The sequence below is a fragment of the Nocardia sp. NPDC004568 genome (genome assembly GCF_040609955.1).
Taxonomy (GTDB): Bacteria; Actinomycetota; Actinomycetes; order Mycobacteriales; family Mycobacteriaceae; genus Nocardia.
On sequence record NZ_JBEXLL010000019.1, the window covers coordinates 78,732 to 84,912 of the forward strand.

The following is a 6,181-nucleotide window of genomic DNA, read 5'->3' on the forward strand; positions in this document are numbered from 1 at the left end:
AGGCCGGGTACCGACGCCGGCATTCGCGAGAATCTCAGTAGACCCGGGAGGCCTTGCCGTTCACCAGCGACAGGTTGGTGCTGGTGTTCCGCTTCGTCTCGAAACGCCACTGCATCTGGCCGCTCAACCAGTAACGCATGTTGTCGATATGCCCGGCCAAGGCGGTCCCGACCGCGGGATCGGCACATTCGGGAGCCCAGACCTCGCGAATCTCCTCCGAAATCTGTGCGAATCGATCGATACGCTCGCCGATCATGTCGCCCACGATCTCCGCGGCCCGCTGTAGGCCGATACTCTCGGCTGCGGCGAGCACCACCACAAGGTTGTGGACATCGCCGAGTGCGTACTCCTTCTCACACGAGTAGAGATCATTCGTCCAGAGCACGCAATCGGACAATGCCTGGTTGAGTTCACCGAAGGTATCCGTCCGATACAGATGGTCGGGAACTTCCCAACGAGCCACGAGTTCCAACAGGTCGATATACGGCATGAATGCACAGGCACGCATCCGCAGGTATTCGTCGACATCAGGTGTCACTTCGTTCTTCCGATTGCCCGATTCCCAGACACACCGGTTCAAGAACAAAGCGAAATGCTCGTGGAACCTGCGGCGCCATACCGGACTCGCGCGAGCACAGGTCCGCGTCCAGAGGTCCGTATAAGCTCGCGCAAAGGGAGAACCATCGTGTTCGGCGACGGGGCCGTCTTCGGCCAACCAGACGAGCACCCGGTCACAGAACTCACGGAGCAGAACCGGATCCTTACCGATTTCCGTCTCATCGAACAGGTCGTCGAGGACGAGATTGCACGCCATCCAGTCGGCGACGATTGCGATCGTCTCCCGATCCGCCTGTGGACATGCTCTGGCGACCAGAATCCCGAGCAACGATTCATCGAAATGCCGCTCGGCCTCCGCCGTGGTAAGCAAGTCGAATCGCCGTACGAAACGTCGACCGTGCAGCTCGGCATACTCGGCGTGCGGGTTGATACTCGCCTGAAACGGAATGGAAAGACTCGGGAAACGCAATTTTTCGCCTAACAATCGAGGCCGATTTCGTAAATTATTGACTGGACGACTACGCAAGTCGAGCAACGACCGTTTTCTTTCGCAGACTGCCCCGGACCGGCGGACTGTCGCCATCACCTGACCTGCCGCCGTTCATCGCTGGAGCGATTTGGTCTGCAAATATTCGTCGATCCCGTAGCGGCCGAGTTCACGCCCGTAGCCGGAACGTTTCATTCCACCGAACGGGGCGCGCGGGTTGAAGCGCCCGCCGCAGATATCTATTTGGCCGCTCCGGATCCGTCGGGCGACCGCGACGGCGTAGTCGCGGTCTTCACCCCACACCGCCCCGGACAATCCGTAGTCGGAGTCGTTCGCGATACGCACCGCATCGTCATCACCGTCATGCGCCAGGACGGTGAGCACGGGCCCGAAGACCTCTTCCCGTGCGATGGAGATCGAGCTGTCGGGAGCCAGCAGGACTGTAGGGTACACATAATAGCCTCGTGTCAGGTGCGGAAACCGCTCTGCGCCCCCGTATACCAGCCGGGCCCCGTCGTTGACTGCGGATTCGATATGTCCGAGCACCGAGGCGTACTGCTGCTGCGAAATGACCGGTCCCAGTTTTGTACCGGGGTCCAGGGGATCACCTACCGGATATTCGTCCATCAGGGCGGTCACTGTCTCCAGGACCGCATCGATCCTCTCCCGCGGAACAACCAATCTACTCAGTGCGATACAGGTCTGGCCCGAATTACGCAGGCAGCTCTGCACAGTGTCGGTGAGGGCTTTTCGTTCCGTGTCCACGGTCGAGTCGGTCAGAAGGATACAGGCCGATTTACCGCCGAGTTCCAGCAGTGTCCGCTTCGGCGCTCGGGCAGCGAGCCGACTGATTCGACGGCCCGTAGCGGGTGATCCGGTGAACGAGACGGCATCAACCAATTCGTGTTCGACCAAGGATTCCCCGGTGAGCATGTCACCCGGCACAATGTTCAGCACCCCGGGCGGCAGCCCGATGTCCTCGGCGATTTCGGCCAGATGCAGGGCGTTCAGCGGGGCCAGTTCGCTCGGTTTGACCACCACGGTGCACCCGGCTGCCAAGGCGGCCGAAACCTTGGCCGCAATTTGGTGCAGCGGGTAGTTCCACGGTGTGATCGCGCCGACCACACCCAGCGGTTCCGCGAGCACCAACGAATTCCCCACCTCGGTTTCCCACTCGACCTCGAGCGCGACATCGGCAGCGTTGTGGAAATCGGCGACGGGCAATGCCGCCTGGATCCGCTCCGAGACCGCCAACGGCGTGCCCACCTCAGCGGTTATCAATGCCGCAATATCGGCCCGACGTTTCTCCAGCCCGTCACCGAGAGCGCGTAGATAATTCGCACGCTCGGAGACCGGGAGCGCAGACCAGGCGGGAAAAGCCGCCGAAGCGGCGCGCACCGCGCGATCGACATCGCCGGCCGAACCCGCTGCCGCGATACCGACAACGCCTTCGGTCGCCGGATTGAGCACCTCGATACCCGCCCGATCTCGCGAGCTCGCGAGGGCACCGTCGATATAGACCAGCCGGTCGTGCACGTATCCTCCTGTAAGCATTCTGGTCAGCCGACTCTTCATTCACCCGGTCGAGACGGTGTGTCAGTACGGCGGGACCGGGTGATACGGCTGCGAAGCGGAGTGTCCGCGCATCGCGCGACCCGTCACCGGGAGGGCCGCGACCAGCGTGGCCGCGGTCCACAAGGCCAGCGCGATCAGGGGCCACAAGTAGAATGCGGCCGGTGCGCCCGCCTCGGCAAGCCGCGCGGATGCGTACAGGTAGTAGAGCGCTGTTAGCGTGCCCAGACCGACAAGGATCAAGCGAGCGAATCCGAACCGGAACCAGAGCAGGATCGCCAACAGGGTCGCCGTACTTCCGACGGTGATCGTCGCGGATACACCGAAGTCGATATTGCGGGTGGTGTGTTCGGAGAATGCCTGGCCTATGAGGGCGACCAGTAGGGTCGCCTCGTCGGCGTCTGCTCCGTCGAAAGCGGGGACAGCGAGCGCGCAGCACAGCAACGAGCACACTCCGAAGAGACCACTGGCATACCGCGCAGGTGCCGGATTCACGGGAGACGCCGCGAACAGATAGCCGTGGGGTTGCGCATGGCCACTCCGGGGGACCGGCGGATACGGCCCTTGCGGCGGGTACGGGTTTGACATTGCTTCCTGGTCCTGCCAAGTCGGTGTACCCCCTCTTCCTAACAGGAAAGCGAGGCAAATGTCCTGGCACCGACGTCAACGGAAAAAAGACTGGCGGTTTCACCGATCCGGCCATTTCGGACAGCTCCCGCCGGCCAAAACGGTTTCCGATGCGGCGCCTTCCAGCGATCATCGCGGTTGCTCCAACGCTGCTCGAGAGATTTCCGGTTGGCCTGAAGGCTGGCGCTGCCGAGGTTCGGGCGCCTCCGCGCACCGGCCGAGGGCGGTGTTTCCACAGCGGCGCCCCCTCGGACCAGGCATCGCCGACCAGTCGGCCTGCCCGGTCGCACCCCGGGCTGTCGGTATGGGGCCGGACGCGGGATCCCGCAACCCTGCGCACTCTCGACGTACAGAGAGGTGACACCAACCCGAGCGTGCATCCCAGGACCGCAACGGCATACGGGCAATTGGGTGCCCTCGGTTCCCGGTAGCGGAGTAGCCGACTTGGCGTTGCCGGCGGCGCGACCGGTTCGACTACGCCCGGACCTGGTGAGCGCAACGAAGCGCGGTGCTGGGCGATGGTGAGGTGCCGGACCTCCGGGAAGTGGGACCGATCAGGTCTTGGCCGCTACCAGTTCATTTGCGGTCGACCGCAACGTGTCGATGCCGCGAGCCAGGCGGGTGGGCGCTGGACCAGGTGATGGGCATACCGGACTCGCCGGCCGCGGATGTGACCATGGTCGAGGCCGACTTCGTCCTGGCTTGTGGGAAGCACTGCCCGAACCGGCAGCGTGGGCCCACCCCTCGGAAGCACCGGCCCGTACCGACACGGCCGGTCGATCTCCTCGCGCAGCCGGATGGCGGGGTTCGGGACTGTCGCTATCGGCGACCCGCAACGAGTGTTCTATCGCAACGGGTCGGGCCCACATTCCCCGCGTTCGTCCACTACGGCGTCGCGTGGTGGGTAATCTTCGACGGCGGCGGCTTCGCTCCGGGCCGGCGTCGATGTTGCGATATACATAGGTCGTCGGCACCGAGGTAGCAGCGGCCGACTCGGAAGCCGCCCGCGGGAGCCCAGCCCGGACACCATATCGGTGGCGCAGATCAGCTACCCCCGAACGTGCCACGTATTGGGCTCTCCGCCATCACCCGCCGCCCCACCGCCCCACCGCCGCGGGCATCCTCTGCCCCTCTGTGAGCACTCGTCTACGTGGCAGAGGATGTGTCGGCGTTGTGGAGTCGACGACCGGTCAGGCGCGAGGAATGTCCTTCCCTGTCGGCCGGTACTCGCTGAGGACAAGGCGCTTGTCGAGGATGCGGTGCTCCACAAGTTCCAGGTCGGCGGATGCGACATCGGTGAACGCCGGCTCGCGGCCGGCGGGACCGGCGAAGAGCGGGAAGGTGACGATTCGGAGGCGGTCGACCAGGCCCGCGCCGAGGAGCTGTCGCGCGAGCGAGAGACTTCCCCAGGTACGGATCGGCGCGCCGTCGCCGGATTTCATCGCCTCGATCTCGCCGGTGAGGTCACGTGCGCACAGACGCGTATTGGGCCAGTCGACCTTCTCGAGGGTCGTGGAGAACACGACTTTCTCGAGGCCCATCACCTGGTCCTTGGTGTCCCCCCAGGCCGCGTCGGGAAGGGCCACGAACGCCTCATAGGTGCGTCGGCCCATGACGACCTGCTGCGGAAGGGCCGATTCGGCGGCGACCCATTCACCGAGTTCAGGACCGAAGTACCCGAAATATCCGGGCAGACCGTCGCTTCCGGCCCAACCGTCGACCGATACGAATATGTCCACCGTCAGAGTGCTCGACACGACAATTCCTCCTTCTGCACCGCCGGCCCATCCGGCTGCACTTCAGAAAATAAAGCAGACTTGAGTATATGAAGTCAACTGGTAGTTTGGATACCGTGGGAAATCGTGAGTACGGCCAGTACTGTGGCCTCGCGCGTGCCGCAGAGGTCATCGGGCAACGGTGGACATTGCTGATCTTGCGCGATCTACTCGTAGCACCACGTCGCTACTCGGAACTCGTGGCAGGCCTACCCGGCATCCCCACGAATCTACTCGCGACACGGCTACGTGAACTGGAAGCCGATGGGCTCATCCGCCGCGAGGCGCGGAGCGGCGCCGATCGCGCGATCGTCTACCGGCCGACCGCACGGGGTTCTGCACTCATCCCTACACTGGACGCGCTCTCGCTGTGGGGCGCTGCGGAACTGCGCACCCCCAGGGACGGTGAGATCGTGACGACAGCCGCGCTGGTGACAGGCTTGCGTGTCGCCGCCCGGAGCAACGTCGGCCCGGACCCAGCCATCGCATTCGGCTGCACGGTGCGGATCGGCGAGGCAGTTGTCCACGCTGTCGTCGAGAACGGGGATGTGCTTGTCGCGCCGGGGGCGCACCCCGAGCCCGATCTGCAGATCACCGGCGGCGCGGGGTTTCGCGACTTCCTCGCCGGTGTCACCGATCCGGGCGCCGCCGCGGCCGACGGCTCCATCGAGGTGCAAGGTGATCCCGCGTTGCTGCACCAGTTCGTCGCAATCTTTCAAGTCCCCTACAGCAATTGGGTACCCCGAACCGTTCCCGCGTGATCACGTGTTGCTTCGGCCAGGCGCAAGGCGTGTCCAAGCAACGAATTCGCCACGGGTTTCGTCATCCTCGTAAACCCGGCCGGTCATCAACGCACGCGAGCGACCGACAGGAACTCGGGTGCGGACAGGGGTCGCACGATTGCACATCTCCTCCCGCGGCCATCCGGGAGCCGACGCGCAGCTCCATGGACCGGGACACCTTCTACACCATATTGATCGAATCGCCGCACAACCGAGGTCACGGCCGTGCCGTCCGCGACCGCCGTGTCGCTGCGACGACGAATGACGAGATGATGAACGAGCCGGTGACCTGACCCCGCTGGTTCGGTCCGGGGGTTGTGAGAGTCTGAATGCCCACGTTGTGGGCGGAAAGGCTCGATATTCATGGCGACACGGAAACG

The 6,181-nt window shown here is 64.1% G+C and carries 5 protein-coding genes; 1 reads left to right on the forward strand and 4 read right to left on the reverse strand.

The features are described from left to right. Positions 1-34: 34 nt before the first annotated feature. From ABZV91_RS12020 to ABZV91_RS12035, 4 genes are all read right to left on the reverse strand, one after another. Entirely contained in the window at positions 35-1,027 is a 993-nt protein-coding gene (locus ABZV91_RS12020; protein ID WP_355239310.1) for a hypothetical protein, read from the reverse strand. 132 nt (positions 1,028-1,159) lie between these two features. Continuing rightward, on the reverse strand, positions 1,160-2,599 hold the full coding sequence (locus tag ABZV91_RS12025) for an aldehyde dehydrogenase family protein (protein ID WP_355239313.1): 1,440 nt from the start codon (positions 2,597-2,599) through the stop codon (positions 1,160-1,162). Positions 2,600-2,641: 42 nt separating this feature from the next. Next, the gene (locus ABZV91_RS12030; RefSeq protein WP_355239316.1) at positions 2,642-3,112 is read right to left on the reverse strand and encodes a hypothetical protein; all 471 of its coding nucleotides are present in this window, start codon (positions 3,110-3,112) and stop codon (positions 2,642-2,644) included. A gap of 1,322 nt (positions 3,113-4,434) precedes the next feature. Then, the gene (locus tag ABZV91_RS12035) at positions 4,435-5,001 is read right to left on the reverse strand and encodes a dihydrofolate reductase family protein (RefSeq protein ID WP_355239319.1); all 567 of its coding nucleotides are present in this window, start codon (positions 4,999-5,001) and stop codon (positions 4,435-4,437) included. 68 nt (positions 5,002-5,069) lie between these two features. On the opposite strand from ABZV91_RS12035, the gene ABZV91_RS12040 reads away from it, so the two are divergent. Then, on the forward strand, positions 5,070-5,780 hold the full coding sequence (locus ABZV91_RS12040; RefSeq protein WP_355239322.1) for a winged helix-turn-helix transcriptional regulator: 711 nt from the start codon (positions 5,070-5,072) through the stop codon (positions 5,778-5,780). Positions 5,781-6,181 lie beyond the last annotated feature (401 nt).

Coding starts and splice junctions, on each gene's coding strand:
- ABZV91_RS12040 (WP_355239322.1), top strand. CDS start 5,070: ATGAAGTCAACTGGTAGTTTGGATACCGTGGGAAATCGTGAGTACGGC.
- ABZV91_RS12025 (WP_355239313.1), bottom strand. CDS start 2,599: ATGCTTACAGGAGGATACGTGCACGACCGGCTGGTCTATATCGACGGT.